The 364-nt window shown below is 56.0% G+C and carries 1 pseudogene; it reads left to right on the forward strand.

Annotation, left to right across the window (positions count from 1 at the left end):
• Positions 1–168, forward strand: a pseudogene (locus BZJ21_RS15690) (type VI secretion system tube protein Hcp); the annotation flags it as partial.
• Between the last annotated feature and the right edge of the window lie 196 nt (positions 169–364).

Below are 364 nucleotides of genomic sequence, written 5' to 3' on the forward strand. Positions count from 1 at the left end.
GCCTCGATTGTGGACATTCACTGCGAGATGCCCCATTGCCAAGACCCGGCGAAGTCAGACTTTACCCAGAACCTGACCGTGTCGATGTCTTACCGCAAAGTTACCTGGGACCACGTTAACGCAGGCACTTCAGGCTCAGACGACTGGCGCAAGCCTATCGAAGCCTAATCTTTCATGGCGACATGAAGACGCAAACAGCCTGCCTTTACGGGCGGGCTGTGGTGCGTTGAGCCAGACGGCAGGGTCTAGTTGAACGTATCAGGGTAAACAAGCAGGGCGAAGGATACACAGATGGCGACATTGCAAATAGCGTTAACCGTGGCGGGGCTCGACCCGCAACCGTTCGTGGTGGTGGACTACCAAG

The organism is Salinivibrio costicola subsp. alcaliphilus (genome assembly GCF_001996185.1).
In the GTDB taxonomy this organism is placed as follows: Bacteria; Pseudomonadota; Gammaproteobacteria; order Enterobacterales; family Vibrionaceae; genus Salinivibrio; species Salinivibrio costicola.